Origin of the sequence: Armatimonas sp. (assembly GCF_043760365.1) — a bacterium.
In the GTDB taxonomy this organism is placed as follows: Bacteria; Armatimonadota; Armatimonadia; order Armatimonadales; family Armatimonadaceae; genus Armatimonas.
Map to the genome: position 1 here is coordinate 1 of NZ_JAYUPA010001028.1, position 2,619 is coordinate 2,619.

The 2,619-nt window shown below is 52.0% G+C and carries 3 protein-coding genes and 1 pseudogene; 3 read left to right on the top strand and 1 reads right to left on the bottom strand.

Annotation, left to right across the window (positions count from 1 at the left end):
• The 3 genes and pseudogenes from ACH2EH_RS26245 to ACH2EH_RS26255 form a co-directional block, all read left to right on the top strand.
• Positions 1-463: pseudogene (locus tag ACH2EH_RS26245) on the top strand (hypothetical protein); the annotation flags it as partial.
• A complete protein-coding gene (locus tag ACH2EH_RS26250) occupies positions 460-885 on the top strand; it encodes a hypothetical protein (protein ID WP_395146378.1) in 426 nt (141 codons plus the stop codon). The pseudogene ACH2EH_RS26245 and the gene ACH2EH_RS26250, both read left to right, overlap by 4 nt.
• A gap of 9 nt (positions 886-894) precedes the next feature.
• A complete protein-coding gene (locus ACH2EH_RS26255; protein ID WP_395146379.1) occupies positions 895-2,004 on the top strand; it encodes a hypothetical protein in 1,110 nt (369 codons plus the stop codon).
• Between the two features lie 30 nt (positions 2,005-2,034).
• Here the strand turns inward: ACH2EH_RS26255 and ACH2EH_RS26260 are convergent, their stop codons facing one another.
• Positions 2,035-2,340, bottom strand: coding sequence for a hypothetical protein (locus ACH2EH_RS26260; protein WP_395146380.1), 306 nt, complete (start codon positions 2,338-2,340; stop codon positions 2,035-2,037).
• Positions 2,341-2,619 lie beyond the last annotated feature (279 nt).

The window sequence follows — 2,619 nt, forward strand, 5'->3', positions numbered from 1 at the left end:
CAACATTGACACCATCGCCGAGCTTACCAACTTCCAGACCGCCAAGAGCAAGCTCATCACGATTGTGATGCTCGCCCAGGACAACCTCCCCAACAAGCTAGAGCGCAAGGAAGCCTTCCGCTCACGCATCGCTGTGGTTGGGCATCTTGATCCCCTCTCGTTTGAGGATATGTGCGGCATGATCGCTCACCGTCTGAAAACGGCGGGTGGCGAGAAGGTCAATAAGTATTTTAATGAAGAGGCACTCCATGAAATCTATGCCACCACCCGTGGGATTCCTCGCGATATTTGTGTGCTCTGTGATGCATGCATGGTGAATAGCTATGTAACCGATCAGAGGATCGCAAACGCTGCCCTAGTGGAGCTCTCGGTAAGTGAGATGGCAAGTGAGAAGCGCTGGCCGGTTGAACTAAAAGAAGACAATAAAGCCCCGAAGGGCAAGCCAAAGGAAGTTAAGGCATGAGCACACTAGCCGATCTACGCCGCCAAAATATCGCTGAACAAAAGGGGGAAGGAGAGCCTATTCCCGCAGATGCGGAAGTACGCACTTCCGCACTTCCGCAACCAAGCACGGAGGAAGAAACGCCTAAATCTTCCGCATCTACGGAACTCCGTAAATCCGCAAGTACGCAAGTACGCAAGAAAGGAAGTACGGAGGCACGCACGCCCGCACTTACTGAGATGGCTACGGACTCACTTACGGCACGGGTAAAAGAGGCACTTGAGCTAAAGCGAAACCACCAGGGCGGTGTGAAGGCAACGGTCGAGATGTCGCCTGAGCTATCCAAGCGGGCAAAAACCTACTGCCTGGAGAACGACTTCAGTTCAGTGCGGGTACTGTGCTTGGAGCTACTAGAAGCATTCCTCGCCGAAGAAGGATTTTAGGGAAAGACAATGGAGCATGACGGTTCTGCTGAGATCGAGCTAATTCTTAACCTCCTCATTGGAGAGGGTGTTGTTGCGTACCAGCGTGGGCTGGCGCGAGCGGTTGGCTGCCACTCAGCAGGGCTCTTGCTTTCACAGTTCTGGTACTGGACTCAGCGCCTCCCAGAAGGGCGCGATGGCTGGTTTCACAAGACCATGCCGGAGATCGAGTACGAGACCGTCATGGGGCGACGCGAGCAGGATACGGCCCGCAAGCGACTGCGGGATCTGGGACTTCTTGAGGAAAAGCGGATGGGTCAACCCGCAAAGCTCTGGTTCAAACTTAACCGCTCGGCAGTGGTGGAGCTACTCCGCAAAGACGTTCGACAGCGCAACCAGCAAAACAGCTCACAGGACTCCCTGCAATCAGATCTCCAGTTTGGCGGAAAGCGCCAAACTAGATTGGCGGAAAGCGCCAAACTAGATTGTACGAATGCGCCAAACAAGATTGGCGGAAAGCGCCAAACTATTAAGGATACAAAGAATACAGCAAAGAATACAACAAAGAGTACAGCAGCAACAACCATGCGCGCGCTAGAAAACGAAGGGCTTTTTGCTGCTGTCGCTTCAGAAGAAAAAGAAGAAAAGGCTCTCAGCAACGACCTTCCACACATCGCTGACGAAGCGCTCGTAGAGCGTCTTGTTGAGGCCGGAGTTGGGAAACTTGTCGCTCGAAAACTAGCTGCGGAGCTTCCTGAGGAGTGTAAGCACCAGCTCGAATACTTACCATTTGCTGAGAATATTAAGTCCACCAAGGGAGCTTATCTACGCACTGCCATAGAGCAGGGGTTCAGCCCACCGAAGAGCTGGCAAGGGGAACAAGAGCGTAAGCGTCAGGACGCAAGTAAGCAAGCAAGAAAATTAGAAGCGCAGCACCAGGGTGAACTAGAGGTAAGACGAAAAGCGGAGCTGGAGGAGCAGCGAAACACAGTGCGGACGCAAGATCCAGTGCGCTGGGCGGAACTGACGAGTCAGGCAGAGGCGTTGTTGCCATCACTCGTTCGCTCTAGGCCGCAGAGCGCTATGTATCAGGCTTCACTCCAGACAAAAATAAATGAGCTACTAACAATGGGGGCATAAGGGCAAGAGATGCAAAAACAAAAGAGTCGTTTACAGCTGACGGATCGAGCACGAGAGGTTTTGATAGGGGGTATCAATCTCCTTTTCTGTGGATATGTACTCACTGTTGTCGGGAGACAGTCCATACAGTTTCGCAGCTACTCGGGTAACATTTTTCTGTTCGGATCGTTTTTGTTCATCCTCACCATGTCCCTTACGGCTTTTTTGGCAAGTCTGCTGATACTCATGAATCGCCGCCGAAAAGTAGCCCTGCGGCTCCAGAGAACTGCAACGGTGGCCGGATTTATCTTGGTTCCCGTGCTTTTGGTGAGCTACATTACCCAGGGATTCAGGCATCCTGAAGTGAATATAGCGACTTTATTCGCTCTTCTAGGGATCGCTTTCTGGATGCAATGGGGGAGAAAAATCTATGAATATGGAGAGTAAAGCTCTTCCTGGAGATGCGCCCCAATTACACTGTAAAGGAGGGTATGCTGTCCCTATCCGAGCGCTACGAGCGCGAAGTGGAAAGGATTTTAATGTCAGAAGAAGTAACATTTTGGGGCCATTTGGTCAGTCGTTTACAGGGAGAGATTCCCGCACAGACACTAGAGGCATACCGACGAGCGAGCCTCG

Coding starts and splice junctions, on each gene's coding strand:
- ACH2EH_RS26250 (WP_395146378.1), top strand. CDS start 460: ATGAGCACACTAGCCGATCTACGCCGCCAAAATATCGCTGAACAAAAG.
- ACH2EH_RS26255 (WP_395146379.1), top strand. CDS start 895: ATGGAGCATGACGGTTCTGCTGAGATCGAGCTAATTCTTAACCTCCTC.
- ACH2EH_RS26260 (WP_395146380.1), bottom strand. CDS start 2,340: ATGCCTGAATCCCTGGGTAATGTAGCTCACCAAAAGCACGGGAACCAA.